General features: G+C 67.1%; 25 protein-coding genes. 13 read left to right on the top strand and 12 right to left on the bottom strand.

The window, feature by feature from the left end:
• Position 1: 1 nt before the first annotated feature.
• The 4 genes from I6N89_RS09855 to yajC are packed head-to-tail and all read right to left on the bottom strand — an operon-like array spanning position 2 to position 3697.
• Positions 2-754, bottom strand: coding sequence for a sulfite exporter TauE/SafE family protein (locus I6N89_RS09855; protein WP_328805868.1), 753 nt, complete (start codon positions 752-754; stop codon positions 2-4).
• The gene (gene secF, locus I6N89_RS09860) at positions 747-1718 is read right to left on the bottom strand and encodes a protein translocase subunit SecF (RefSeq protein ID WP_207018260.1); all 972 of its coding nucleotides are present in this window, start codon (positions 1716-1718) and stop codon (positions 747-749) included. The genes I6N89_RS09855 and secF overlap by 8 nt, the downstream gene beginning before the upstream one ends.
• Before the next feature lies 1 nt (position 1719).
• Positions 1720-3381, bottom strand: a complete 1662-nt coding sequence (gene secD / locus I6N89_RS09865) for a protein translocase subunit SecD (RefSeq protein WP_207018261.1) — start codon at positions 3379-3381, stop codon at positions 1720-1722.
• 28 nt (positions 3382-3409) lie between these two features.
• Positions 3410-3697 carry a preprotein translocase subunit YajC gene (gene yajC, locus I6N89_RS09870; protein ID WP_076703520.1) on the bottom strand — a complete coding sequence of 96 codons (288 nt, stop codon included), beginning with the start codon at positions 3695-3697 and terminating at the stop codon, positions 3410-3412.
• A 297-nt stretch (positions 3698-3994) separates the two neighbouring features.
• On the opposite strand from yajC, the gene I6N89_RS09875 reads away from it, so the two are divergent.
• From I6N89_RS09875 to I6N89_RS09895, 5 genes are all read left to right on the top strand, one after another.
• Complete coding sequence (locus tag I6N89_RS09875; RefSeq protein WP_207018263.1) at positions 3995-4444, top strand: hypothetical protein; 450 nt, start codon at positions 3995-3997, stop codon at positions 4442-4444.
• Positions 4445-4459: 15 nt separating this feature from the next.
• Positions 4460-5143: a trypsin-like serine peptidase gene (locus I6N89_RS09880; protein ID WP_207018265.1), complete on the top strand. Its 684-nt coding sequence runs from the start codon at positions 4460-4462 to the stop codon at positions 5141-5143.
• A 49-nt stretch (positions 5144-5192) separates the two neighbouring features.
• Positions 5193-6485, top strand: coding sequence for a serine--tRNA ligase (gene serS, locus I6N89_RS09885; RefSeq protein ID WP_207018267.1), 1293 nt, complete (start codon positions 5193-5195; stop codon positions 6483-6485).
• A 2-nt stretch (positions 6486-6487) separates the two neighbouring features.
• Positions 6488-7189: a hypothetical protein gene (locus I6N89_RS09890; RefSeq protein WP_207018270.1), complete on the top strand. Its 702-nt coding sequence runs from the start codon at positions 6488-6490 to the stop codon at positions 7187-7189.
• Positions 7190-7319: 130 nt separating this feature from the next.
• A complete protein-coding gene (locus I6N89_RS09895; protein ID WP_207018272.1) occupies positions 7320-8276 on the top strand; it encodes a zinc-binding metallopeptidase family protein in 957 nt (318 codons plus the stop codon).
• A gap of 186 nt (positions 8277-8462) precedes the next feature.
• On the opposite strand, the gene trpB is transcribed toward I6N89_RS09895, so the two are convergent.
• Positions 8463-9689, bottom strand: a complete 1227-nt coding sequence (gene trpB, locus I6N89_RS09900; RefSeq protein ID WP_207018274.1) for a tryptophan synthase subunit beta — start codon at positions 9687-9689, stop codon at positions 8463-8465.
• 182 nt (positions 9690-9871) lie between these two features.
• On the opposite strand from trpB, the gene I6N89_RS09905 reads away from it, so the two are divergent.
• Positions 9872-10960 carry a transglutaminase-like domain-containing protein gene (locus tag I6N89_RS09905; RefSeq protein ID WP_207018277.1) on the top strand — a complete coding sequence of 363 codons (1089 nt, stop codon included), beginning with the start codon at positions 9872-9874 and terminating at the stop codon, positions 10958-10960.
• Positions 10961-10986: 26 nt separating this feature from the next.
• Here I6N89_RS09905 and I6N89_RS09910 read toward each other — a convergent pair whose 3' ends face one another.
• From I6N89_RS09910 to I6N89_RS09925, 4 genes are all read right to left on the bottom strand, one after another.
• Positions 10987-11538 (bottom strand): NADPH-dependent FMN reductase, encoded by a 552-nt coding sequence (locus I6N89_RS09910; RefSeq protein ID WP_207018504.1) that lies wholly within the window; start codon positions 11536-11538, stop codon positions 10987-10989.
• An 82-nt stretch (positions 11539-11620) separates the two neighbouring features.
• Positions 11621-12958 carry an MATE family efflux transporter gene (locus I6N89_RS09915; RefSeq protein WP_207018278.1) on the bottom strand — a complete coding sequence of 446 codons (1338 nt, stop codon included), beginning with the start codon at positions 12956-12958 and terminating at the stop codon, positions 11621-11623.
• Between the two features lie 85 nt (positions 12959-13043).
• Positions 13044-13553, bottom strand: coding sequence for a PaaI family thioesterase (locus tag I6N89_RS09920; RefSeq protein ID WP_207018280.1), 510 nt, complete (start codon positions 13551-13553; stop codon positions 13044-13046).
• A complete protein-coding gene (locus I6N89_RS09925; RefSeq protein WP_207018282.1) occupies positions 13550-13975 on the bottom strand; it encodes a PaaI family thioesterase in 426 nt (141 codons plus the stop codon). Before I6N89_RS09925 ends, I6N89_RS09920 begins: the two co-directional genes overlap by 4 nt.
• Positions 13976-14112: 137 nt before the next feature.
• On the opposite strand from I6N89_RS09925, the gene I6N89_RS09930 reads away from it, so the two are divergent.
• The 7 genes from I6N89_RS09930 (at position 14113) to I6N89_RS09960 (ending at position 21672) form a co-directional block, all read left to right on the top strand.
• Positions 14113-14484: a MerR family transcriptional regulator gene (locus I6N89_RS09930; RefSeq protein WP_207018284.1), complete on the top strand. Its 372-nt coding sequence runs from the start codon at positions 14113-14115 to the stop codon at positions 14482-14484.
• A 269-nt stretch (positions 14485-14753) separates the two neighbouring features.
• Positions 14754-15134 carry a MerR family transcriptional regulator gene (locus I6N89_RS09935; protein ID WP_207018286.1) on the top strand — a complete coding sequence of 127 codons (381 nt, stop codon included), beginning with the start codon at positions 14754-14756 and terminating at the stop codon, positions 15132-15134.
• A gap of 31 nt (positions 15135-15165) precedes the next feature.
• Entirely contained in the window at positions 15166-16935 is a 1770-nt protein-coding gene (locus I6N89_RS09940) for an acyl-CoA dehydrogenase C-terminal domain-containing protein (protein WP_207018290.1), read from the top strand.
• A 49-nt stretch (positions 16936-16984) separates the two neighbouring features.
• Entirely contained in the window at positions 16985-17197 is a 213-nt protein-coding gene (locus I6N89_RS09945) for a hypothetical protein (protein ID WP_076703244.1), read from the top strand.
• Between the two features lie 346 nt (positions 17198-17543).
• Positions 17544-18173 (top strand): glutathione S-transferase family protein, encoded by a 630-nt coding sequence (locus tag I6N89_RS09950; protein WP_207018292.1) that lies wholly within the window; start codon positions 17544-17546, stop codon positions 18171-18173.
• Between the two features lie 3 nt (positions 18174-18176).
• The gene (locus I6N89_RS09955; protein ID WP_207018294.1) at positions 18177-19388 is read left to right on the top strand and encodes an acetyl-CoA C-acetyltransferase; all 1212 of its coding nucleotides are present in this window, start codon (positions 18177-18179) and stop codon (positions 19386-19388) included.
• A gap of 91 nt (positions 19389-19479) precedes the next feature.
• Entirely contained in the window at positions 19480-21672 is a 2193-nt protein-coding gene (locus I6N89_RS09960) for a 3-hydroxyacyl-CoA dehydrogenase NAD-binding domain-containing protein (RefSeq protein ID WP_207018296.1), read from the top strand.
• Between the two features lie 7 nt (positions 21673-21679).
• Here the strand turns inward: I6N89_RS09960 and I6N89_RS09965 are convergent, their stop codons facing one another.
• Genes I6N89_RS09965 through I6N89_RS09975 form a run of 3 tightly spaced genes read right to left on the bottom strand, consistent with a single transcriptional unit; the run spans position 21680 to position 24101 of the window.
• Complete coding sequence (locus tag I6N89_RS09965) at positions 21680-22702, bottom strand: histone deacetylase family protein (RefSeq protein ID WP_207018298.1); 1023 nt, start codon at positions 22700-22702, stop codon at positions 21680-21682.
• Complete coding sequence (locus tag I6N89_RS09970; RefSeq protein WP_207018300.1) at positions 22699-23178, bottom strand: GNAT family N-acetyltransferase; 480 nt, start codon at positions 23176-23178, stop codon at positions 22699-22701. Before I6N89_RS09970 ends, I6N89_RS09965 begins: the two co-directional genes overlap by 4 nt.
• Positions 23175-24101, bottom strand: a complete 927-nt coding sequence (locus I6N89_RS09975) for a 3-keto-5-aminohexanoate cleavage protein (RefSeq protein WP_207018302.1) — start codon at positions 24099-24101, stop codon at positions 23175-23177. The genes I6N89_RS09970 and I6N89_RS09975 overlap by 4 nt, the downstream gene beginning before the upstream one ends.
• Position 24102 lies beyond the last annotated feature (1 nt).

Here is a 24102-nt window from a genome sequence, read left to right on the forward strand (position 1 = left end):
CCTAGTCCCACACAGGCAATCCCAGCACGATTGCCGTCGCGATGATCAGGTAGGCCACGACACGGTATTCCCCCTCCCGTGCCGGGTTAAACAGCGCCTGGCCCACTTTCGTGCCCAGACCATAAGGCAAAAGCATGAGAAGACCAAGGGGGATGGCCGAAAGCGTTAACACGCCCTGCATCGCCATGAGGGGCAAAAGCAACACCGAAGTGACGGTGAGAAAGACCAGGATCGTCGCACGCGAACGCGCCACGCTGTCCTGCCCCGCAAGTTGAAAAAGGATCAGCACCGGCCCCAGCAGCCCGGTGGCACCGCCGACGAAGCCGGTGGCGCCGGCCACCGCCGCGCGCATCCCCGGCCCCGGCACGCCGCGATAGCGCCAGCCGGTCACCAGCGCCGCCAGCGTCACTGCCGCGACGCCCACCACCGCCCAGCGAAGCACCGTCACATCCGCGAGCTTCAGCACCCGGATCCCCAGCGCCACCATCGGCAGCGCCGCCAGCACCATGAGCCCGGTCGCTTTGCGGTTCACCTCGCCCAATGCGCGCGGCAGCACCGTGACGACCGAGACCATGGCCGCGATATTGAAGGACGCAATGGCCGCCTCGACGGGCAGAAAGATCGCCCCCACCGGCATAAAGACCAGCGCCGCGCCAAAGCCGGCAAAGCCATAGACCAGCCCCGCGACAAAGCAGGTGCCAAGCATCGCCCAGAGCCCCGGCGCCGCCAGAGCCTGGGCGAAGGCCTCAGACACTCGTGCCCGCCGCCTTGGCCTCGGCCTCCGCCTCGGGCTTCGACCAGTCGCGCTTGACGCCCAGCCAGAGCAGGATCGCCGAAGCCACGAAGATCGAGGAATAGGTGCCCACGAACACGCCCCAGATCATCGCAAAGACAAAGCCCCGGATCACGTCGCCACCGAGCGCAAACAGCGCGAACAGCGCCAGAAGCGTGGTCAGCGAGGTCATGATCGTGCGGCTCAGCGTCTCGTTGATCGACAGGTTCAGCACCTCTTTCAGCGGGCGTTTCTTGTACTTGACCAGGTTCTCGCGCACCCGGTCGAACACCACCACCGTGTCGTTGAGCGAATAGCCCACGATGGTCAGCAGCGCCGCGATGATCGCCAGATCGAACTTGATCCCCACTTCCGAGAACACGCCGATGGTCAGCAGCACGTCATGCACCAGCGCCAGCACCGCGCCGAGCGCGAACTGCCATTCGAAGCGCAGCCAGATATAGATAAGCACCGCCGCGATCGCGAGGCCCACGGCCAGAAAGGCGGTCTGGATCAGCTCGCCCGAGACTTTCGGCCCGACGCTTTCCACCGAGACGAACTGGATGTCCGGCGCGATCTCCTGAAGCGCGCCCTCGACCGCGGCGATGGTCTCCTGGGTGACCGCCTCCTGGTCGTCCTGCGCCTGGATGCGCACCATGGCGACGTTGCGGTCGGGGCCGAAGCTCGGGTCGAACACCTCGGAGATGGTGCTGTCGCCCAGCCCCAGCGCCGAGATCGCGTCGCGATAGGCGCCCACATCCACCGGTTGCGCGCTCTCCGTCCGGATCGTCGTGCCGCCGCGGAAGTCGATGCCGTAATTCAGCCCGCGCAGGCCAAAGCTGACCATGGCCAGCACGATCATGAAAGCCGAGATGCCGAGCCACATCTTCCAGTGCCTGAAGAAATCGAACGCGGTCCCGTCCTTGACCAGTCTCAGATGGTGCATATCAGATCTCCAGAGTCCGGGGGCGACGGCGTTCGAACCACATCACCAGCAGCAGCCGCGTCACCCAGATCGCGGTGAAGACCGAGGTCACGATGCCGAGCCCCAGCGTGATGGCAAAGCCGCGCACCGGGCCGGAGCCCATGACGTAGAGGATCACGGCGGTGATGAAGGTGGTGATATTGGCGTCGACGATGGCCGACAACGCCCGTTCGTAACCGAGCTCGATGGCCCGGGCCGGGCCGCGCGCCGATTTCAGCTCTTCGCGGATGCGTTCGAAGATCAGCACATTGGCGTCCACCGCCATGCCGACCGTCAGCACGATGCCGGCGATGCCGGGCAGCGTCAGCGTCGCCCCGATCAGCGACAGGATGCCCATGATCAGCGCGATATTGAGGATCAGCGCCACATTGGCGAAGAGCCCGAAGAGCCCGTAGCTCAGGAACATGAAGACCAGCACGGCGGCAAAGGCCACGCCGGTGGCGAGCTTGCCCGCCTCGATGCTGTCCTGCCCGAGTTCAGGGCCGATGGTGCGCTCCTCGAGGAACTCCATCCCCGCCGGCAGCGCGCCGGCGCGCAGCAGCACGGCGAGATTGGTACTTTCCTCGACCGAGAAATTGCCGGTGATGATGCCCGAGCCGCCGGGAATGTGGCTCTGAATCACCGGCGCCGAGATCACCTCGTCATCGAGCACGATGGCGAAGGGCGAGCCGATATTCTCGGCGGTGTAATCGCCGAACTTGCGCGCCCCCGAGGGGTTGAAGCGGAAATTCACCGCCGGGCGGCCGTTCTGGTCATAGGAAGGCTGCGCGTCGACCAGCTCCTCGCCGGTCACCACGGGGGCCTGTTCGAGGATGTAATAGACGCCGTCCTCGTTTTGCGACGGCAGGATCTCGTTGCCGACACCGGGGCTTTCATTGGCATTGGTGGAGCGGCTGATCACCGGCTGAAAGGTGAGCTGCGCGGTGGTGCCGATGATGTCCTTCAGCTCGGCGGCCGAGCCGATGCCCGGCACCTGGATGAGGATCCGGTCGGCGCCCTGGCGCTGGATCGTCGGTTCGCGCGTGCCGACCTCGTCGATGCGGCGGCGGATGATCTCCAGCGACTGGCGCAGGGTGCGCTCGTCGGTGGCCTGTTTCTCGGCCTCCGAGAAACTCACGACAATGTCGCTGCCCTCGCCCGCCACTTGCAGGTCGGTGGCGCCGGCACCGGTGAGCGAGACCACCGGCTGCGCCAGACCGCGCACCAGCTCCAGCGCGCGCGCCATGCCCTCGGGGTTGGAGATGCGCACCCGCAGCGTGCCGGGCTCGGAGGGTTGCAACCGCACCGTGCCGACCTCGTCGCGGGCATCGCGCAGGATGTCGCGGACATCGGGCCAGAGCGCCTCCATCCGCGCGGCATAGACATCGGCGACCTTGACCTCGGCCAGCAGATGCGCGCCGCCGCGCAGGTCGAGCCCGAGATTCACCAGATCCGAGGGCAGCCAGTTCGGCCACCCAGCCGCCTGCGCCTCGCGTTCGGGCGTGGCGCCGCTCGTCTCGATGGCTTTCACGGCGTCGTTGTGAGTCTCGACGCGGTTATAGAAGAGGTTGGGCGCCGCCAGCACCAGCCCCGCGACCACCAGCGCCCAGATCAGGACGCGCTTCCAGGTATCGATTTGCAGCATGCTTACGCGCGCCCTCTTCGGTCAGGGATCAGCTTTCGGCCGGTTCGGTCTTGGAGAGCACCTGGCTGATGGTGTTCTGCACGACGCGGACCTTGACGCCCTCGGCGATCTCGATCTCGACCTCGTTGTTTTCCTTGACCTTCGCGACCTTGCCGATGATCCCGCCCTGGGTCACCACCTGATCGCCCCGGCGCAGCGCCGACACCATTTTCTGGTGTTCCTTGACCTTCTTCTGCTGCGGACGGATGAGCAGGAAATACATGATCCCGAAGATCAGGATCAGCGGGACGAACTGGGCAATGGCGCTGCCTTCCATGGGCGGGCTCCTCGTTGGATGGTGGCGGGGGAGGCCCCCCTTGCAAGTCGCGCGGAACCTATGTGCGAACGGTAGCGGATGCAAGGCGGCTGAGGCGCCGCTCACGCAAGCCTGCCTGACACCCCTCGCCTGTCCCGCCCCGGACGCGATCCGCCCCCTCCCCCTGACACCCGCCCCAGACTTGATCCGGGGCCTCAGCGACAGCCATGAGGCCCCGGGTCGAGCCCGGGGCGGGAGGCTCTTTTCCAACCGGCGCAAATCGGGATAGGCTCGCGTCAAAGGCGACGGGGGCCGGTGATGCCAACAGAGGTCAGTATCGAACTCATCACAGGCGCCTTTGTGCTTGCGGGCGTCGTTTTTGGCGCGCTCATACAGTTTTTCCTGACCAATATCCGGACTCGCCGCGAAGCCTTCGAACAGCGTCAGAGCGAAGCCTATGTCGCCTTTCTGAAGGCCACCGCCGAGCTCGCGATCGCTCAGACACGGGATCAGGGGTCAGCCTCCCTGCCCGCCGCGATGGCCGCCGCTGCCGAGGCCAAGGCGCGCATCGCCATTTACGGCAATGCGGATGTGGCGAAACGTCTGGCGCATTTCATGCGCAAACACGAGGCACTTACCTCTCCCGAAGCGATGGCGGACTTCGTGGCGGTCGCGACTGCGATGCGAAAAAGCTCGCGCCGCGCAAAAAACGCGATCCCCGCATCGGATCTCGGTCAGCTCCTGTTCAGCGCCGATGTGCCCGACTGACACCAAGAACCCGCAATGATCCGCACCGCGCTGCTCGCCCTCCTCCTCGCCACCCCAGCCACCGCGCAGGATCTGCCCGCCCTGCCCCTCGCAGACCACCCCCAATGGCAGGCTGTGGGCAGGCTCAACACCAGGGGCTACAACCGGCGCGGCATGTGTTCCGGGGCGCTGATCGCGCCCGATACGGTGCTGACCGCCGCGCATTGTCTCGCCGGCCCCGGCGGCACGCCGGAGCGGGCCGAGAACCTGCATTTCGTCGCGGGCTGGCTTGGCGGCGACTATGCCGGGGAGAGCGCCGTGGCGGGGTATGAGCTGCACCCCGAGGCCTATGACAACCTGCATCTCGATATCGAGCACGATCTGGCGCTGGTCACGCTGGCCCAGCCGCTCGACATCGCGCCTCTGCATATCGGCAGCGGCTTCGCCCCGCCTTTCGCGCTGATCGGCTATCACGATCACCGGCCGCACCGGCTTTCGGCCCGGTTCGACTGCAAGGGCCGGAAGGATCACGCGCTCCTGCGCATCGCCTGCCCGGTGCGGCCCGGCAATTCCGGCGGGCCGGTGCTGAGCGGCGGGCCGGGCGCGTGGGAGGTGACAGCGGTGGTCACTGCCTATGCGCAAGGCGATACGCTGGCGGTGCCGGTGGATGAATGGGTTCGGGCGCGGCTGCTGCGGGGCGCCCCCTACACCTCGGATTAAAAAGAGGGCATAACCGCCGCGACTCGCACCCAAAGAAGGACAAGGGACGATGCACGACATCCGCGCCATCCGAGAAACCCCCGCCGCATGGGATGCGGCGCTGTCTCGCCGTGGGCTGGATGCGCAATCGTCCTCGGTCCTGGCCATCGACGAGGAACGCCGCGCCGCGATCCACGCCGCCGAAACCGCGCAGGCCGAGCAGAACAGGGCCTCCAAGGAGGTCGGCAAGGCCAAGGCCTCCGGCGACGAGGCGGAGTTCGAACGGCTGCGCGCGCTGGTCTCGGCGAAAAAATCCGAGGTGGCGGAGATGCAGGCCAAGGCCAAGGAGCTCGACACCCAGCTCACCGATCTGCTGATGGGCATGCCGAACCTGCCCTATGACGATGTGCCCGAGGGCGCGGACGAGGACGACAATGTTGAGATCCGCCGCTGGGGCACGCCGGCGACCTATGATTTCGCCCCCAAGGAGCATTACCAGCTCGAGGGCGTACAGAATGGCATGGATTTCGAGACCGCCGCCAAGCTCTCCGGCGCGCGTTTCGTGGTGCTCTCGGGCGCCGTGGCGCGCATCCACCGGGCTCTGGCGCAGTTCATGCTCGACACCCACACCGAGGAGAACGGGCTCACCGAGACCTGGACCCCGGTGCTGGTGCGCGAAGAGATGATGTATGGCACCGGCCAGCTGCCGAAATTCGGCGAGGACAGCTATCAGACCCGCGAGGGCTGGTGGCTGGTGCCCACCGCCGAGGTGACGCTGACCAATATCGTCAACGGGCTGACCGTGGACGAAGACTACCTGCCGCGCCGCTATGTGGCGCATACGCAGTGCTTCCGCTCGGAGGCGGGCTCTGCGGGGCGCGACACCGCCGGCATGCTGCGTCAGCACCAGTTCGAGAAGGTCGAGATGGTCTCGGTCACGCACCCGGAGAAATCGCGCGAAGAGCTCGACCGGATGACCGGCTGCGCGCAGGGCATTCTGGAAAAGCTGGGCCTGCCCTATCGCACCGTGGTGCTCTGCACCGGCGATATGGGCTTCGGCGCGCGGCGGACGCATGATATCGAGGTCTGGCTGCCCGGGCAGAACACCTATCGCGAGATCTCCTCGGTCTCGGTCTGCGGCGATTTCCAGGCGCGGCGGATGAACGCGCGGTTCAAGCCGGGCGCCGGTGGCAAGCCGGACTATGTGCATACGCTGAACGGCTCGGGTCTCGCCGTCGGGCGCTGCCTGATCGCGGTGCTGGAAAACGGCCAGCAGGCGGATGGCTCGGTCAAGCTGCCCGAGGCGCTGCATCCGTGGCTGCGCGGCAAGACCACGCTCACGGCGGATGGGGATCTGGTCTGATCATGAACAAGCTCTGGGCGGCAGCGGTATTCCTGGCAGCGGTGGCCTTTGCCGCCGGGCCGGTGCTGTGGCCCGGCTTCGGCGGCTTCGCACCCGACGCCTTTCCCGTACCGCAGAACGAACCGCCGGTGCAGCCGGCGGGCTACGCCTTTGCAATCTGGGGGCTGATCTATCTCTGGCTCGTCGCGGGCACCGGTTTCGGCCTGCTGCGCCGCGCCGAAGACCCCGACTGGCAGAGCCACCGCCCGGCGCTGCTGCTGAGCCTCGGCATAGGTGTGGTCTGGCTGCCGGTGGCGCAGGTCTCGCCGCTGGCCGCCACGGCGATGATCTGGGTGATGCTGACCGCCGCGCTGCTGGCGCTGTTCCGCACCGGCGACATGGACCGCTGGTTGCAGATCTCGCCGCTGGCTGTCTATTCGGGCTGGCTGACGGCGGCGGCGCCGGTCTCGGTCGGGCTGCTGCTGGCGGGCTATGGCTGGCTGCCCGAGACCACCGCCGCGCTGGTGGCGCTGGTCATCGCGCTCACCCTCGCGCTGGTGATGCAATACCGGCTGCACCGGGCGCCGCTTTACGGGATCACGGTGATCTGGGCGCTGATCGCGGTGATCGTGGCCAATTCCTCGCCGCTCAATATCGCCGTGGCGGGGCTGGCGCTGATCGGGATCTTCGCCATTCTGGCGCTGCGCGGCACCGACACCGAATAAGCGCCCGGGCGGTTTCCGGGCTTGCAGCGCCGGCGCTTTCGGTCATCCTTGCCCGGTGAGGCCACCGCCCGGAACCCGGGCGGCACCCTGCCGGTTGTCTTCGCGACGCCCCCAGCCAGGACCGCTTACCATGCAGATCTTTCAGTGCCCCAATTGCGGGGCACCGCTCTACTTTCACAATACCGGCTGCACCTGCGGTCAGCAGGTCAGTTTCGATCCGGAGCGCCAGCTCATGCAGCCCGCGGCAGAGGTCTGCGCGAATCGCGAGATCATCGGCTGCAACTGGCAGGCCGAGGCTGGCGGGCTCTGCCGCTCCTGCGCGATGACCGAGACGCTGCCGGATCTGCGCGAGGCGGAAAACCGACCGCTCTGGGAGGTTTCCGAACGCGCCAAGCGCTGGATGCTGGCCAATCTCGCCCGATGGGGCTGGTTCACCGAGGCCGATCCCGGCGGGCGGCCGGTGTTCCGGCTGCTCTCGGAAAGCACGGCGGCGGGGCCCGAAGAGATCGTGATGGGGCACGCGGATGGCATCATCACCATCAATGTGACCGAGGCGAGCGACGCAGTGCTGGCGCTGCGGCAGGAGCAGTTCGGCGAGCTCTACCGCACGATGCTGGGCCATATGCGTCACGAGATCGCGCATTATCTGTTCCTGCGGCTGAGCGCCGAACCGGGCTTTCTCGAGGCGTTCCGCCCGCTCTTCGGCGACGAGCGGCAGGATTACGGCGCCGCGCTCGAGGCGCATTACGCCGAGCCGCAGCCGGCGGGCTATGACCATGTCACCAGCTATGCCACCGCGCATCCGCATGAGGACTGGGCCGAGAGCATCGCGCATCTGCTGCATCTGGTGGATCTGGTCGACAGTGCCGCGGCGGCGGGTCTGGCAGTTCCGGGCGGCCCGACACCGGGATATGATGCCTATGCCGAGAGCGACACCGAAGCCGAGATCACGCTCGCGGTGGACCTGTCGATCGCAATGAACCATGTGAACCGCGCTCTGGATCTGCCGGATCTCTACCCGTTCGTTCTGGCGCAGGGAGTGCGTGACAAGCTGAGCTTCGCGCATGGCTGGCTGCGGCGCAGCTGAGGTTTGCGGCACTGTGCCCCATGGCAGCGAGCAGAATTGCCTATCCTCCTCGCTCCGGGCGTGATCCGTACGCGCAGTTCAACAAGCCTGCACCAGAGGCCAAGCTTCGATCTTTGAAGGAGCCTGAGAAAGCCGATGACTTCGCGCCATCGGCTCATTCTTCGCCGGGAACAAACCGTCCCGGTCTCACCCCATATCGAAGCCCAGATGCTTCGCCACGGTGAAGATGTCCTTGTCGCCGCGCCCGCACATGTTCATCACGAGGATGTGGTCGCGGGGCAGCGTCGGCGCCAGCTTCATCACATGGCCAAGCGCGTGGCAGGGCTCCAGCGCCGGGATGATGCCCTCGGTGCGGCAGGAGAACTGGAACGCCTCCAGCGCCTCCTTGTCGGTGATCGAGACATATTCCGCGCGGCCCGTGTCATGCAGCCAGGCATGTTCCGGCCCGATGCCGGGATAATCCAGCCCCGCCGAGATCGAGAAGCCTTCGAGGATCTGGCCGTCATCGTCCTGAAGCAGATAGGTGCGGTTGCCATGCAGCACGCCCGGGCGCCCGCCGGTGAGCGAGGCGCAATGCTCCATCTTTTCGTTGACGCCCTTGCCCCCCGCTTCGACGCCGATGATCTTCACCGACGGGTCGTCGAGGAACGGATAGAACAGCCCCATGGCGTTGGAGCCGCCGCCGATCGCGGCGATGATCGTGTCGGGCAGACGGCCCTCGCCCTCCTGCTCGGGGAGCTGCCAGCGCACTTCCTTGCCGATGATCGACTGGAAATCGCGCACCATCGCAGGGTAAGGCGCGGGGCCGGCCACCGTGCCGATGCAGTAAAACGTGTCGCGCACATTGGTCACCCAGTCGCGCAGCGCGTCGTTCATCGCGTCCTTCAGCGTGCCGCGCCCGGAGGTCACCGGCACCACCTCGGCGCCCAGAAGGCGCATGCGGAAGACGTTGGGCTGCTGACGCTCGACATCATGCGCGCCCATATAGACCACGCATTTCAGCCCGAACTTGGCACAGACAGTGGCGGTGGCCACGCCGTGCTGACCGGCGCCGGTCTCGGCGATGATGCGGGTCTTGCCCATGCGCTTGGCGAGGATGATCTGCCCCAGCACATTGTTGATCTTGTGCGCGCCGGTGTGGTTCAGCTCGTCGCGCTTGAGATAGATCTTGGCCCCACCCAGCTCTTCGGTCATGCGCGCGGCATAATAGAGCGGCGAGGGGCGGCCCACGTAATGGGTCCAGAGATCGTTCATCTCGTCCCAGAAGCTCTGGTCGGTCTTGGCCTTTTCGTATTCCTCTTCCAGCGAGAGGATCAGCGGCATCAGGGTTTCCGATACGAAACGCCCGCCATAGATGCCGAAACGCCCGTTTTCGTCGGGGCCGTTCATGAAGGAATTGACCAGATCGTCCATCGCGCTTCTCCGTGTCGCAGCGGCCTCTGTCTAAGGCATCATACGGGCGCTTGACCAGCCCGCGCGGCCACCTTTCGCGCGGAAAAGCGGCGTGGGACGACACGCCGGGCTTGTCTTGCGGCGCGGCCTGCCGTTTCCTATACGCGTCGCACCGCATTCCGACAGTCAGGACACCCAACGCCATGCACAGACGCCGTCTCTTGCAAGCCGGGGCCGCCGCCGCCCTCTTCGCCACCGCGCCGCGCCTCGCAACCGCCGCCTATGCGCCCCGCCCCGAGGGCTGGCGCCGCTTCGAGCTGACCACGCGGGTCGAGCTGCCGCGCGCCGGCAAGGCGGCGCAGGCCTGGGTGCCGGTGCCCTCGCTGAGCCAGAGCCTCTGGACCCAGCCGGGCGAGACCGGCTTCGACGGCAGCGCCGCGCAGGCCGAACTGATCGACGATCCGGCGCAGGGCATCGCCTTTGTGCATGCGGTCTGGCCCGCGGGCGAGGCGCCGGCGGTGCTGGAGGTGGTCTCGCAGGTCGCCACGCAGAGCCGCAAGATCGACCTCTCCGCCGCGCCCGGCGACGCCACGCTCTCGCCCAGGGAGCGCGCGAAACACACCGCCGCCACCGATCTCATTCCCACCGACGGCATCGTGCGCGACACGGCCGAGGCGATCACCCGCGGCGCCTCCAGCGATCTCGATCGCGCCCGCCGGATCTATGACTGGGTGGTCGAGCGCTCGCAGCGCAACCCCGAGACGCGCGGCTGCGGCCTCGGCGATGTGGCGACCATGCTGCATTCCGGCGATCTCTCGGGCAAATGCGCCGATCTCAACGCGCTCTTCGTGGGCCTCGCCCGCGCCGCCGGCCTGCCCGCGCGCGACCTTTACGGGCTGCGCGTGGCGCCCTCGGCCTTCGGCTACAAGAGCCTCGGCGCCGGGTCGTCCGATGTGACCAAGGCACAGCATTGCCGCGCCGAGGTCTTCCTGGAGGGCTATGGCTGGGTGCCGGCCGACCCGGCAGATGTGCGCAAGGTCGTGCTGGAAGAGCCGCCGAAAACCCTCACGCTGGACGACCGGGAGGTCGAGGACGTGCGCGCCGCGCTGTTCGGCGCCTCCGAAGGCAACTGGCTCTGCTATAACGACGCCCATGACGTCACCCTGTCCGGCGCCTCCTTCGGCACCCTGCCCTTCCTGATGTATCCGCAGGCGGAAATCGGCGGCGTCGAGCAGGATTCGCTCAGCCCCGCCGATTTCGTCTACAGCATCACCGCGCGCGAGATCGTCTGAACCGTCTGAACAGACAGCGCGCCGGCTCAGACCGTGCCGGCGCGCACCGCCTCTGCGAACCCTGCCACAAAACCCGCGAGCCGCTCGCGGGTTTTCTCGTCGGTGAGGTTGCCCGCCTCGTCGAATTTCCCCGGCGCCTTCGACACCATCAGCCGCTGCCCGTTCCAGGGACGCGTTCCCAGCGCCCGCAGCACCGGAAGCCAAGCGTTCTGCGACAGGATCGTGCCAAAGCCCATCGGCGAGGCACCGAGCAGCGTCACCGGCTTGCCGGCGAAGAGATCCGCGCCCGGGCCGGACGACATCCAGTCGATGGCGTTCTTGAAGACGCCCGGAAGGCTGTTGTTGTATTCAGGCGTGAAGAGGATCAACCCATCGCAGGCCCTGAGCGCAGCGCGCAGCGCGGTCACCGCCTCCGGATCGCCCTCCGCCTCCAGATCGGCGTCGTAGAGCGGCACCCCGTGCACCGTGTGCGCGTCGATCTCGACCCAGTCAGGCGCCTCTTCCAGCGCCGCACGCATCAGTCCGGTGTTGAAGGAACCCCGCCGCAGGCTGCCCGAAAGGCCCATAAGTTGCGTCATCATGCTCTCCGCCTTTGTCGCTGTCTGAGAGCAAAGCTAGACGGCGGCGCATAAATCGCAACCGCTCGCGCGTGGCGTCCGCTCAGGCGGCGCGGCCCGTCGGCCCCGCCGCCGCTCGTTCCAGCGCCGGATAGCGCAACGCCAGGGTCAGACCGCGCGCCACGAAAGAGACCTGCATCGCCAGCCACAGCCCGTGATTGCCCAGCGGCCCGATCAGCAGCGTCAGCGCCGCGTAATAGAGCGCCGCCGCGAGGATCATCATGTTGCGCATATCGCGCGAGCGGGTGGCGCCGATGAAGATGCCGTCGAACATCACCAGCGCCAGCTGGGTGAGCGGCGTCAGCACCATCCAGGGCAGATAGACCCGCGCCTCGGCCCGCACGCCCTCATCGGTCGCCATGAGATCGACGATTGCGGGCCCGCCCAGCCAGAAGGCCAGCGCCATCACCGCCGCCACCAGCCCTGCCCAGAGGCTGGTGAGCAGCGCACCGCGCCGCAGCTCCGCAAGCTTGCCGGCCCCGAAGGCCCGCCCCACCAGCGCCTCGGCGGCGAAGGCAAAGCCGTCCAGCGCGTAGCCGGTGATCATCAGGAACTGGAACAGCACCTGATTGGCCGCCAGCGTCACATCGCCGAAGCGACCGCCGATCAGCATGAAGGAGACGAAGATCGACTCGAGCAGCAGCGAGCGGATCAGGATATCGCCATTGACCACCGCCATGCGCCGCAGCCGCGCCCGGTCGAAGACCCGCGCCCAGGCGCGCGCCGCCGGATCGCGCAGCGCCGCGCGGCAGAGCCAGAGCCCCATGGCAAACCCCGACCATTCGGCGAGGAAGGTGGCCAGCGCCACGCCCTCGACGCCCCAGCCGAGCCCCAGCACGAAAAGCAGGTCGAGCGCCACGTTGATCGCATTCATCCAGAGCTGGAGCACAAAGACCCCACGGGTGCGCTCCTGCGCGATGAGCCAGCCGGTGACGCCATAGATCGCGATGGCCGCCGGCGCCGACCAGATGCGGATCTGCATATAGCTGCGCGCCAGCGCCTCGACCTCTGCCGAGGCCGGCGAGACCGCAAAGGCCGCCGCGAAGATCACCCATTGCAGCGCGATGAGCGTCAGCCCGCCCGCAAGCCCGATCGCCAGCGCCCGGGTGAGCAGCGCCGAGACCTCTGCACGGTCGCCCACCCCGGCGGCCTGCGCCGCGAGCCCCACAGTGCCCATGCGCAGGAAGCCGAAGACCCAGTAGATCGCCGTCAGCACGATGGCGCCGATCCCCACGGCGGCAATGGGCTCGGGCTGCGGGATCTGGCCCACCACACCGGTATCCACCGCGCCGAGAATCGGAATGGTGACATTGGAGAGCAGGATCGGCAGCGCGATCTTCAGCACGCGGCCATGCGAAATCTGCGAGGTGGTCTGGGACATGGCGAAGGCGGCTTTGACGCTGGGCCGGCGGGATCTGGCCTCCGGCCGGGGAGTATTTGTCGAAAGATGAAGGGGCTGGCGCGGCTCAGACCTCTCTGCGCGGCATCATGAAATGCGCATGCGCCTGGGCGATGGGACGGGCGTGATTGTCCTGCCAGGCCTCGGCGCGCACGCTGGCATAGCGCCGGCCCGAGCGGGTCACATGCGCCCGCGCATAGGCGTCGCGCGGCAGGCCGGAGCGCAGGTAATCTACAGTGAAATCAATGGTCTTTGGCAGGCGCGGCAGACTGCCCGCCTCCAGATCGTCTTGCGTCAGCGCGCCGGTCTCGACATCTTCCCACAGCACCGACCAGCTCAGCGTGATGATCGAGGTGACCTCGAGAAACGCCGCCGTCACCCCGCCATGCAGCGCCGGCAGATGCGGGTTGCCGATCAGCTTTTCGTCGAAATGCAGCACGCCGGTCAGCTCGTCGCCGCGCCGGTCGAAACCGATATCCAGGAAACGGATATAGGGCACGCGCCCCGCGAGCGCGAGCAGTGCCGCGTCGCGGCGCTGTTTGACCACCTGCATCGGTTCGGGACGCGCGCGGCTCATGCCTTGGTCTCCACGGTGAAGGTGCCGGTGGCCGTGGCCACCGGGCAGCCGGTTTCCTCGTCATGTGCGGTGCCGCGCACAAAGGCCACCGAGCGCGTAAGATGATAACATTCCGCGCGGGCGGTGACCGCCTGCCCCGGCGCCGCCGCGCGCAGATAGTCGATGCGCAGACTGATCGTCGCGGTGCCGCCCGGATTGTCCGGATGCGCGATCACCGCGGTGCCGCAACAGGTGTCCATCAGCGTCGAGACGGCACCGCCGTGAATCACCCCGGTTTCCGGATCGCCGACGATCTGCGGATCGTAGGGCATGCGGATCACCGCCGCCCCGTCGGCGATCTCGACCAGCTCCATCTTCAGCGCCAGCACCTGCGGCACACATTCGATGAAGTCCCGGGCGTTCTTGATCTTGTCGGCGCTCATTGCGCGTCTCCTTGCGTGACCGCATCTTTATGCGGGCCCCCGGGCGGCTCTGCAAGGGCACCGCCATCCGAGGGCCCAGGCGTGTTGCTCCGCCCGACGGACCGAACTACGCTTCGCCGGTAACCAAGGAGACGCGCATGAGCGACACCCGCCTCAACTTCAAGGAGATGTGTGCGACCTTCGGGGTCACCCCACGCACCCTGCGCTATTACGAGTATATCGAGCTGCTCTCGCCGGCGCGCGAGGGCCGCGCCCGCTTTTACGGCCCGCGCGAGATCGCCCGCATGACGCTCATCCTGCGCGGGCGGAAGTTCGGCTTCCAGCTCGAGGACATCCGCCAGTGGCTGGAGATCCGGGACCAGGAGGGCACCGAGGCGCAGATGCGCGCATGGGTTGAAATCGCCGACCGTCAGCTGGGTGAGCTGGCGGAGCAGCGCAGCCAGCTCGAGGAGGCAATGACAGAACTCAAAGCGCTTCGAGACGAAACCGCGAAGGCGCTCGGGAACTGATTTGATTCGCCTTCCGCTCAGAGAGTCGAAGCGCTTTGGTAAAAGCGCCGAAAACTGCCCGTCGGGCATTGCGCAAAGTTACATCCGCAAGAAAGAATATATCTTATTTCTCGACGTGACGCGAAAGGAAGTTACGTCAACCAAAAGGTGACGCAGCGTCCAGTTCGTGTCGTTGGTTTTTTTCGTTGTCAGAGCCGTCCGGAAAGCCCACCTGACCCTTCATCTTAACGCAACGTGAGGGCTGAAACACCGATGAGCGAAGACCAGACATGACCATTCGGGAGATGTGCGACCAGTTCGAGGTAACGCCTCGGACCCTGCGCTTCTACGAGCAGAAGGAGCTGCTCTTCCCGATCCGCGAAGGCCAGAAGCGCCTCTTTACACGCCGCGACCGCGCGCGTCTCAAGCTGATCCTGCGCGGCAAGCGCTTCGGCTTCAGCCTTGAGGAAATCCGCCAGCTGCTCGACCTCTACGATATGGGCGACCAGCAGCAGACGCAGATTGAACGCACCTATGAGGTGGCGCAGCAGCGCCTGGCCGATATGATCCGCCAGCGCGACGATCTCAACGCCGCCATCGCGGAGTTGCAGGAGCAGATGGTCTGGGGCGAAAAGATGCTTCAGCAGCTGCAACACAGAAAGGCCGGCTGAGCGCAGCCGGCCGGGACCGAGGAGGAGCCCCATGCCGAGCTACACCGCCCCCGTCAGGGACATGATGTTCGTCTTGCACGACGTCCTTGACGCAGAGCGGCGGGGGATCCCCGGAGAGGAAGAACTGGACCGCGACACCACTGCCGCGATCCTGACCGAAGCCGCGAAACTGGCCGAAACCGTTCTTGCACCGCTGAACCGCACAGGTGACACACAGGGCTGCCGCTTCGAACGCGGCGCTGTGAGCACGCCTGACGGCTTTCGGGACGCCTTCGACGCGCTGCGCGAGGGTGGCTGGACGGCGCTCGACTGCGATCCCGCCTATGGCGGACAGGGGCTGCCGCATCTGATCTCCACGGCGGTGAGCGAGATCTTTTCGGCGGCCAACATGGCCTTCTACATGTATCAGGGCCTGACCCATGGCGCCTATAACGCCATCCACGCCCATGGCAGCGCCGCGCAGAAGGCGCTCTACCTGCCCAAGATGGTCGCCGGCCGCTGGTCCGGCACCATGAACCTGACCGAGCCGCAATGCGGCACCGATCTGGGGCTGATCCGCACCCGGGCGGAGCCGCAGCCGGACGGCAGCTATCGCCTCACCGGCCAGAAGATCTGGATCTCGGCGGGCGAACACGACCTGACCGAGAATATCGTGCATCTGGTCCTCGCCCGGCTCCCCGACGCGCCCGAGGGGGTCCGGGGGATTTCGCTCTTCATCGTGCCGAAATACCTCCCCGGCCCCGACGGCGCGCCGGGCGCGCGCAACGCGGTAAGCTGCGCCGGGCTGGAGCAGAAGATGGGCATCCACGGCAACGCCACCTGCGTGATGCAGTATGACGGCGCGGTGGGCGAGATGCTGGGCGCACCGCATGCAGGGCTGCGCGCCATGTTCACCATGATGAACGAGGCGCGTCTTTCGGTCGGGCTTCAGGGTTATGCGCAGGGCGCGCGCGCCTATCAGATGGCGCTGGCGTTCGCCCGCAACAGGCTTCAGGGCCGCGCACTGACCGGCGCAAGCAACCCCGAGGGCCCCGCCGACCCGATCCTCGTGCATGCGGATGTGCGGCGGATGCTGATGGAACAGAAGGCGCTGGTCGAGGGCGGTCGCGCGCTGGTCTTCTGGGGCGCCGCGCTGATCGACCGCGCCCGCCGGACGGAGGACCGCGAGGCCGAGGCGCTGATCTCACTGCTCACCCCGGTGATCAAGGCGTTTCTCACCGACAAGGGGGTCGAGGCAACGGTGCTGGCGCAGCAGGTGCCGGGCGGCGCCGGTTATGTGCGCGATACCGGGCTCGAGCAGATCGTGCGCGATGCGCGCATCACCATGATCTACGAGGGCACCAACGGCATCCAGGCGCTGGATCTGGTGGGCCGCAAGCTGGGCGCCGATGGCGGAAAGGCGGTGATGGCCTTCCTCGCACTGGTGACGGGCTTCATCGCAGACCACCAGGGCCAGGACAGCGATTTCGACGCCGGTTTCCTGACCCCGCTGGCGGCGGCGCTGGAGGATCTCGGCGCCGCGCTGCGCTATATGCAGAAATCCGGGACCAGCGCCCCCCTCGACGCGCTTTCCGGCGCCAGCGATCTGCTGCATCTTTTCGGCCATGTCTGCCTCGGGCTGATGTGGGCGCGCATGGCGCAGGCCGCCGCCGTCAGCGCGGAGGATGCGGCCTTCCGCACGGCCAAGATCGCGACGGGCCGGTTCTACATGGCCCGCCTGCTGCCCGCGACGCGGCTGCATCTGGCGCGGATCGAAACCGGCGCCGCGCCGGTGATGGCGCTTGACGAAGAGGCGTTCTGAGACGGACGGTGGGCAGGATTGCCCACCCTACGGAGGAGACACGTAAAACATGCCCAAACGCTTCCGCCTGACCCGCCGCTTCCCCGTCGCGATGACCGAGGACGGCTATCGCGGGCTGAAAAAATTCTCCGCCGAGGCCGGGCTCGACGAGGGCGAAGCGCTGTCCTTTCTCTTCGAGCATTTCGACAGCGTCACCGACAGCGAGCTGCTCTCGCACCGGCTGCGGCTCTTCAATGCCGAGCTGGAGGCGCGCAAACGCTGATCGGGCGCAGACCACAGCCGCCGCAGGGGAGGAGAGGCCGCAATGGGCGTATTTGCAAAGAGAAGAAGAGCAGACCGCGTATCGAGCCCTGAAAGGCAGCGCGGGCGGCAATCGGCCGGCTCTTCCCGATGTCACGCCGCCCCCCCGGCCCGACCGCCAGGCGGAACGCAGGCGGGGTGGCGGCGCGTCTCCTCTTGCGGTCATCGGCTCGCCAGCCTGTACCGCCCGCCCATGCAAGCAGATGAGGATTAACGCAAGGTTACAATCGACGCCGCGCCCTGCGCATCTTCTCTTTCCAAATACGCACCGCTCCGGTGCCACCCACGCAACGCCGGGAGAATAACACATGACGATCAAGCTCTACTGCTTCGGAGAATCCGGCAATGCCTACAAGGCCGCGCTGCCGCTGGAGCTTTCCGGGCTCGACTGGCAGCCGGTGAAGGTGGATTTCTTCAACGGCGAAACCCGCAGCCCGGATTATCGAAGCCAGATCAACGAGATGGGCGAGGCTCCGGTGCTGGTGGACGGCGAGGTGAAACTCACCCAGTCCGGGGTGATCCAGATGTATATCAGCGAAAAGACCGGCCGTTTCGGCGGCGCCACGCCAGAGGAGGCGCGCGAGGTCATGCGCTGGATGTTCTGGGACAATCACAAGCTTTCGAGCCAGGCCGGCATGACGCGCTTTCTGATGAACTTCCTGCCCGAGGAGAAACGCTCCGCCGAGATCATCGCCTTTTCGCAGGGCCGCCTGAAAGCCGCCTACGAGGTGCTGAACGCGCATCTGGAAGGGCGCGACTGGATCGTCGGCAACGGCCCGACCAATGCGGATTTCTGCTGCTGCGGCTATCTCTTCTATCCCGAACCCTTTGGCTTTGCCCGCGAGGACTGGCCCGAGATCGACCGCTGGCTGGGCCATATCCAGGCGCTGCCCGGCTGGAAACACCCCTATGACCTGATGCCGCGCGCCCGGAGCTGAGCGATGAGCGATGTCTATATCTTCGATGCGCTCCGCACCCCGCGTGGCCGGGGCCGCAAGGACGGCGCGCTGCACGAGGTGACGGCGCTGCGGCTCTCGGCGCTGACCCTCAACGCCATCGCCGCGCGCAACGGGCTCGACGGCCACGCGGTCGAGGACGTGATCTGGGGCAATGCCACGCAGGTCGGCGAACAGGGCGGCTGTCTGGCGCGCTCCGCCGTGCTGGCCTCGGAGCTCGACGAACGCATTCCCGGGCTCAGCATCAACCGCTTCTGCGCCTCGGGACTGGAGGCGGTGAACCTCGCCGCCAGCCAGATCCGCGGCGGCGCCGGGCATGGCTATATCGCCGGCGGGGTCGAGATGATGGGCCGCGTCGCCATGGGCAGCGACGGTGCCGCCATCGCCGTCGATCCGAGCCTCGCCATGCAGAGCTATTTCGTGCCGCAGGGCATCGCCGCCGACATCATCGCCACCGAATACGGCATCACCCGCGACGACGCGGACGCGCTGGCGATGGAAAGCCAGCGCCGCGCCGCCCGCGCCTGGGACGAGGGCCGTTTCGCCCGCTCGGTGATCCCGGTGCCGGATATAAACGGGCTGACAATTCTCGACCGCGACGAGCATATGCGCCCCGAGACCGACCTGCAGAGCCTCGGCGCGCTCACCCCCGCCTTTCGCGAAATGGGTGAGGCGATGCCCGGTTTCGATCAGGTGGCGCTGATGAAATACCCGCATCTGGAGCGGATCGCGCATATCCACCATGCCGGCAACAGCTCGGGTATCGTCGATGGCGCGGCGGCGCTGCTGATCGGCGACAAGGCCTTTGGCGAGGCGCACGGCCTGACCCCGCGCGCGCGCATCCGCGCCAGCGCCCGGATCGGCACCGACCCCACGATCATGCTCACCGGTCCGGTGCCGGTGACCGAGCGGATCCTGCGCGAGAGCGGCATGGAGATCGGCGATATCGACCTTTTCGAGGTGAACGAGGCGTTCTCGGCGGTGGTGCTGCGCTTCATGCAGGCCTTTGGCGTCGAGGAGAGCCGCGTCAACGTCAATGGCGGCGCCATCGCCATGGGCCACCCGCTGGGCGCCACCGGGGCGATCCTGCTCGGCACGCTGCTCGACGAGCTGGAGCGCAGCGGCAAGTCCACCGGGCTCGCCACGCTCTGCGTCGCCTCGGGCATGGGCGTGGCCACGATCATCGAGAGGGTGTGATGCCGACACTGCCGCCGCACCCCCGGGCCGAGCAGCGCGCCCTGCGGACCTGTCGCCGCCGCGACGACCGTGACATCGGGAGGAGAGAGACATGAGCGATTTCACCCTGCAAACCGGCGCTGACGGCGTCGCGGTGATTTCCTGGGACACCCCGGGAAAATCCATGAATATCATGAGCCTGCAAGGTCTTCTTGATCTTGGGGCGCTGATCGACACGGCGCTGGCGGATTCGGATATCCGGGGCATCGTGATCACCAGCGGCAAGCCGGGCAGCTTTGCCGGCGGCATGGATCTCAACGTGCTGGCCGAGATGCGCAGCGCCGGCAACGACCCGGCGCAGGGGCTTTTCGATGGCGTCATGCGCATCCACACATTGCTGCGCAAGATCGAGCGCGCCGGCATGGATGCGCAGGGCAAGGGCGGCAAGCCCATCGCCGCCGCCCTGCCCGGCACCGCGCTGGGGATCGGGCTGGAGCTGCCGCTGTCCTGTCACCGGATCTTTGTCGCCGACGATCCGAGGGCCAGGATCGGCCTGCCCGAGATCAAGGTCGGCCTCTTCCCCGGCGCCGGCGGCACCACCCGGCTGATCCGCAAGCTGGGCGCCATGGGCGCGGCGCCCTACCTGCTCGAAGGCAAGCTCTGCGCGCCGAAACAGGCGAAAGCGGCGGGGCTGGTGGATGAGATCTGCGCCGACCCGCTCGCCGCCGCCCGCTCCTGGGTGCTGGAGGCGAGCGAGGCCGATCTGGTCAAACCCTGGGACCGCAGGGGCTACAAACTCCCGGGCGGCGCGCCCTACAGTGCGCAGGGCTTCATGACCTTCCTCGGCGCCAATGCCATGGTGATGGGCAAGACCAAGGGCGTCTACCCGGCGGCAAAAGCACTGCTCTCGGCGGTTTACGAGGGCGCGCTGGTGCCCTTCGATACGGCGCTGAAGATCGAGGCGCGCTGGTTCACCAGCGTCATGCTCAACCCGTCCTCGGGTGCGATGATCCGCACGCTGTTCCAGAGCAAGCAGGCGCTGGAGAAAGGCGCCAACCGGCCCGACGCGCCGGACAGCGCTGTGCAAAAGCTGGGCATTCTCGGCGCCGGCATGATGGGCGCGGGCATCGCGCTGGTCGCGGCACAGGCGGGCATCGAGGTGGTGCTGCTCGACCGCAGCGCCGAGGCCGCCGAGAAAGGCAAGAGCTACAGCGCCAGCTACATGGACAAGGGCATCGCGCGCGGCAAGGCGACGGCGGAGGACAAGGCGGCGCTGCTGGGCCGCATCACGGCCAGCGGCGATTACGCCGAGCTTCGGGGCTGCGATCTGGTGATCGAGGCGGTGTTCGAAGACCCCGAGACCAAGGCCACGGCCACCCGCGAGGCCGGGGCGCGGATCGCGCAGGAGGCGGTCTTTGCCACCAACACCTCCACCCTGCCCGTCTCGGATCTCGCCCGTGCCTTCGACCGGCCGCAGGACTATATCGGCATCCATTTCTTCTCGCCGGTCGAGAAGATGGCGTTGGTCGAGATCATCAAGGGCCGCGAGACCGGGCCGCGTGCCGTGGCCAAGGCGCTGGATTTCGTGCGCCAGATCCGCAAGACGCCCATCGTGGTCAACGACGCGCGGTTCTTCTACGCCAACCGCTGCATCATCCCCTATATCAACGAGGGCATCCGCATGGTCGGCGAGGGCGTCGCCCCCGCGCTGATAGAGAATGCCGCCAAGCTGGTGGGCATGCCGCTGGGGCCGCTGCAACTGGTCGACGAGACCTCGATCGAGCTGGGGGTGAAGATCGCCCGCGCCACCCGCGCGGCGATGGGCGAGGCCTATCCCGACGGCGCGGTCGACGCGGTGCTCTTCGAGATGGCCGACGAAGGCCGGCTGGGCCGCAAGGCGGGCGCCGGGTTCTATGCCTATGACGACAAGGGCAAGCGCGCGGGGCTCTGGGACGGGCTGACGGCGCAATACCCGCCGGAGGCGGAGCAGCCGGAGCTGCTCGACATCCAGCACCGGCTGCTCTTCATTCAGGCGCTGGAGGCGGTGCGGGCGCTGGAGGCGGGCGTGCTGGAGGATATCCGCGAGGGCGATGTGGGCGCCATTCTCGGCTGGGGCTTTGCGCCCTGGTCGGGCGGGCCGTTCAGCTGGCTCGACATGCTGGGCACGCCCTATGCCGCCGAACGCTGCGATGCGCTCAGCGACATGCATGGCACACGCTTTGCCTGTCCGGCGCTGCTGCGCGAGATGGCGGCACGGGGCGAAAGCTTCTACGGTCGGTTCGGCGCTGCGCGGAACGCCGCCTGAGGCCCCGCTAGCCGCCCTGCGCGCCGCTCAGCACGCGGGTGAGGTTGGCGCCCAGCGTATCGCTGACATAGCCGCCCTCCTGCACAAAGAGGATCTTGCGCCCGGTGGCGGCAAAGGCCGCGCCGATGCGGGCAAAACCCTCCTGCGTGACCGCAAGTCCCCGGAAAGGATCGTCCACCGAGGCGTCGAGCCCCAGCGCCACGACGATGACATCGGCACCGAAACTGTCACAGCGCTCCAGCGCGGTGGCCAGCGTCGCGAGATAATCGGCGTCCCCGGTGCCGCGCGGCAGCGGCAGGTTGAGATTGTAGCCCAGCCCCTGCCCCTCGCCGCGTTCCTGCGCATGCCCCCAGAAGAACGGGTAGAACCGCGCCGGATCGGCATGGATGGAGACAGTCAGCACGTCACTGCGCCCATAGAAAATGCCCTGCGTGCCATTGCCGTGATGCACGTCGACATCGACGATGGCCGGGCGCAGACCGGCGGCGCGCAGCCGTTCCGCCGCAATGGCGGAATTGTTGAAAAAACAGAACCCACCCGCCAGATCCGCAAAGGCATGATGCCCAGGAGGTCGGGAAAGTGCATATGCCACATTACCGCCATCAAGCAGATAGTCGGCCCCGGCGATGGCGGTCTGGGCCGACCAGTAGGCCGCCTCCCAGGTATGTTCGGCAATCGGGCAGGCCGTGTCCGCCTGATGCCAGCCCGCCTGCCCCACGGCGGATTTCGGGTAGCCGTCGCTGCGGCTGGCGGGGTGGATATTGGGGATCACCTCCTCGCCCGCGCCCTCGATACGCCGCCAGCGGGTGTAGATATTGCGCAGGAAGCTGATGTATTCGGCGGTGTGCAGCCCCGCGATGGGGCCGAGCCCCGCATCGCCGGGCGCGGCAAAGGCGCAGCCTGCCGCAAGCGCGCCCCCGGTCAGGATCTCGATGCGGCGCGGCTCTTCGGGGTTGGGCAGCAGCGCGCCATTTGCCATGAAGTGACGCGGCGCGTGGCGCCATTGCCGGTCGTCGAAAAACGCTTTCATTCGCTCGCTCCAAGGGCCGCGATGCCGGCCTCGTCCAGAAACATCTCGGTATGGTGCTCGGCGGGGACGAAACCGAGCCGGTCGTAGAACCGCCGCGCCGCCGGGTTGTCGTGATAGACATTGAGCTTCAGCGCCCCGGCGCCCCAGACCGCCGCCGCGTCGCGCGCCACCGCAGCCAGCAGGCGCGGCCCCAGCCGCTGGCCGCGCCGCGCGGGCGACACCCAGAGATCGGACACATAGCTCACCACAAGCCCTTTCGAGGTCGAGAGGCTTGGCGAATAGAGCGCCAGCCCGACAAGCTCCGCCGCCTGCTCCGCCAGCATCGCGCGGAACACCGGGTGCCGGCCAAAACCCGCGCGGCGCAGGTCGTCCTCGCTCGACAGATGCCTGTCGCCCAGCGTCTCGGACAGCGCCGCCAGCGCGGCGTTGAGGCGCGGCATGTCGGCCTCCTCGGCCAGTTGGAACGTGATCGTCATATCGCCGTCCGGTCCGCACCCTTGAGCCCCAGCAGCGCGCGCGCCTCGTCGGGGCTGGCAGGCTCGCGGCCCAGCTCCTCGACGATACGGCGGATCTTTTCCACCTGCTCGGCATTGGAGCGCGCCAGCCGTCCGCGCGACAGCATGAGGCTGTCTTCGAGCCCGACGCGCACATGCCCGCCCATCGCCGCCGCCATCGCCGCCAGCGGCATCTGGTGACGGCCCGCCGCGAGTACGGAAAACGCATAACCGTCAGGGAAAAGCTTGTCGGCGATCCGCTTCATATGGCTGAGACTTTCCGGATCGGCGCCGATCCCGCCCAGCACCCCGAAGACGAATTGCAGGAACAATGGCCCCTGCACCATGCCGCGATCCACGAAATGCCGCAGCATGTAGAGATGGCCGACATCGTAGCATTCGAACTCGAACCGCGCGCCGCGTTTCGCGCCCAGCTCGGTCAGCACATGGGCGATGTCGCGCGGGGTGTTCTTGAAGATGAGATCGTCCGAGCCCTCCAGAAACGGCTGCTCCCAGTCGTGTTTCCACTCCGAGATACGCTCGGCCATCGGATAGAGCGCGAAATTCATGCTGCCCATGTTGAGCGAACACATCTCGGGCGCCATTTCCATCGGCGCGGCCAGACGCTCGTCGAGCGTCATGGTGGCGCTGCCGCCGGTGGTGAGGTTCAGCACCGCGCCGGTGGCCTGTTTGAGCTGCGGCAGGAAGGCGGCGTAATGCGCGGGGCTGGCCGAGGGGCGCCCGGTCTCGGGGTCGCGCGCATGCAGGTGCAGGATCGCCGCCCCCGCTTCCGCCGCAGCGACCCCTTGCGCCACCATCTCGTCGGCGCTCACCGGCAGATAGGGCGACATGGAGGGCGTGTGTATCGAGCCGGTCAGCGCGCAGGTGATCACGATCTTCGACATG

Source organism: Salipiger abyssi (genome assembly GCF_017311415.1).
Lineage (GTDB): Bacteria > Pseudomonadota > Alphaproteobacteria > Rhodobacterales > Rhodobacteraceae > Salipiger > Salipiger abyssi_A.

Excerpts from the sequence above, each read along its gene's own strand:
- I6N89_RS09915 (WP_207018278.1), bottom strand. The coding sequence starts at position 12,958 with ATGTCCCAGACCACCTCGCAGATTTCGCATGGCCGCGTGCTGAAGATC.
- secD (WP_207018261.1), bottom strand. The coding sequence starts at position 3,381 with ATGCTGCAAATCGATACCTGGAAGCGCGTCCTGATCTGGGCGCTGGTG.
- I6N89_RS09960 (WP_207018296.1), top strand. The coding sequence starts at position 19,480 with ATGAGCGATTTCACCCTGCAAACCGGCGCTGACGGCGTCGCGGTGATT.
- I6N89_RS09930 (WP_207018284.1), top strand. The coding sequence starts at position 14,113 with ATGAGCGACACCCGCCTCAACTTCAAGGAGATGTGTGCGACCTTCGGG.
- trpB (WP_207018274.1), bottom strand. The coding sequence starts at position 9,689 with ATGGACGATCTGGTCAATTCCTTCATGAACGGCCCCGACGAAAACGGG.
- I6N89_RS09875 (WP_207018263.1), top strand. The coding sequence starts at position 3,995 with ATGCCAACAGAGGTCAGTATCGAACTCATCACAGGCGCCTTTGTGCTT.
- I6N89_RS09975 (WP_207018302.1), bottom strand. The coding sequence starts at position 24,101 with ATGTCGAAGATCGTGATCACCTGCGCGCTGACCGGCTCGATACACACG.
- yajC (WP_076703520.1), bottom strand. The coding sequence starts at position 3,697 with ATGGAAGGCAGCGCCATTGCCCAGTTCGTCCCGCTGATCCTGATCTTC.
- I6N89_RS09935 (WP_207018286.1), top strand. The coding sequence starts at position 14,754 with ATGACCATTCGGGAGATGTGCGACCAGTTCGAGGTAACGCCTCGGACC.
- I6N89_RS09965 (WP_207018298.1), bottom strand. The coding sequence starts at position 22,702 with ATGAAAGCGTTTTTCGACGACCGGCAATGGCGCCACGCGCCGCGTCAC.
- I6N89_RS09880 (WP_207018265.1), top strand. The coding sequence starts at position 4,460 with ATGATCCGCACCGCGCTGCTCGCCCTCCTCCTCGCCACCCCAGCCACC.
- I6N89_RS09970 (WP_207018300.1), bottom strand. The coding sequence starts at position 23,178 with ATGACGATCACGTTCCAACTGGCCGAGGAGGCCGACATGCCGCGCCTC.
- serS (WP_207018267.1), top strand. The coding sequence starts at position 5,193 with ATGCACGACATCCGCGCCATCCGAGAAACCCCCGCCGCATGGGATGCG.
- I6N89_RS09925 (WP_207018282.1), bottom strand. The coding sequence starts at position 13,975 with ATGAGCGCCGACAAGATCAAGAACGCCCGGGACTTCATCGAATGTGTG.
- I6N89_RS09945 (WP_076703244.1), top strand. The coding sequence starts at position 16,985 with ATGCCCAAACGCTTCCGCCTGACCCGCCGCTTCCCCGTCGCGATGACC.
- I6N89_RS09940 (WP_207018290.1), top strand. The coding sequence starts at position 15,166 with ATGCCGAGCTACACCGCCCCCGTCAGGGACATGATGTTCGTCTTGCAC.
- I6N89_RS09920 (WP_207018280.1), bottom strand. The coding sequence starts at position 13,553 with ATGAGCCGCGCGCGTCCCGAACCGATGCAGGTGGTCAAACAGCGCCGC.
- I6N89_RS09890 (WP_207018270.1), top strand. The coding sequence starts at position 6,488 with ATGAACAAGCTCTGGGCGGCAGCGGTATTCCTGGCAGCGGTGGCCTTT.
- I6N89_RS09955 (WP_207018294.1), top strand. The coding sequence starts at position 18,177 with ATGAGCGATGTCTATATCTTCGATGCGCTCCGCACCCCGCGTGGCCGG.
- I6N89_RS09950 (WP_207018292.1), top strand. The coding sequence starts at position 17,544 with ATGACGATCAAGCTCTACTGCTTCGGAGAATCCGGCAATGCCTACAAG.
- I6N89_RS09910 (WP_207018504.1), bottom strand. The coding sequence starts at position 11,538 with ATGACGCAACTTATGGGCCTTTCGGGCAGCCTGCGGCGGGGTTCCTTC.
- I6N89_RS09895 (WP_207018272.1), top strand. The coding sequence starts at position 7,320 with ATGCAGATCTTTCAGTGCCCCAATTGCGGGGCACCGCTCTACTTTCAC.
- I6N89_RS09905 (WP_207018277.1), top strand. The coding sequence starts at position 9,872 with ATGCACAGACGCCGTCTCTTGCAAGCCGGGGCCGCCGCCGCCCTCTTC.
- secF (WP_207018260.1), bottom strand. The coding sequence starts at position 1,718 with ATGCACCATCTGAGACTGGTCAAGGACGGGACCGCGTTCGATTTCTTC.